The organism is Psychrobacter sp. HII-4, from assembly GCF_904846595.1.
Classification (GTDB): domain Bacteria; phylum Pseudomonadota; class Gammaproteobacteria; order Pseudomonadales; family Moraxellaceae; genus Psychrobacter; species Psychrobacter celer.
On sequence record NZ_CAJHBJ010000118.1, the window covers coordinates 1 to 569 of the forward strand.

A 569-nucleotide genomic window follows, 5' to 3' on the forward strand; every position below is an offset into this window, starting at 1 on the left:
ATGAATGTAGTTTTATCATAATACTTTATGTTTAAGGCGAGCTGTCTAAGGGCGATACTAGCGACATTTTGAGGTCGACGTGTTAAGTATCTAGTGATGATCTGTAGTTGATGAAACTGGCACATTTGTATGGGTATATCTTTAAATAAAGCGTTAAGACCTCGTCGTCCATCGCAAGTAATGCTTGTTATATCAATACTTTGTGATTGTATATGCTCTATTCCTAATTTATACAGTGCGTTGGTTTCATAATGAATAATGCGGTGGTGTAATACAGTTTTGCTTGTATAGTCGATAAATACCATTAAGCCGAATGTTCGACCAAAGTAGGTCGTGTCCATCACTATGTTTGCACGCGTAGGTAGCTTATTAAGTGACTTTAATTCAATAGTATCTAGCCGTCTTTGTATGGTCTTTATGCTACAGCCATACTTATTAGCAAGTTGTTTATAGGTCTGTTTACCTTGTGTATATTCAGTCCACAATATTTCATTGTTAAGACGTTTGCCACCTAAAAACTGCCGATCACAAGTTAGGCATTTGTACTGTTGTTTTCCTGATTTGTGACC

The 569-nt window shown here is 36.6% G+C and carries 1 pseudogene; it reads right to left on the reverse strand.

What is annotated here, in order from left to right:
• Positions 1 to 569 (reverse strand): annotated as a pseudogene (locus JMX98_RS14190) (hypothetical protein); the annotation flags it as partial.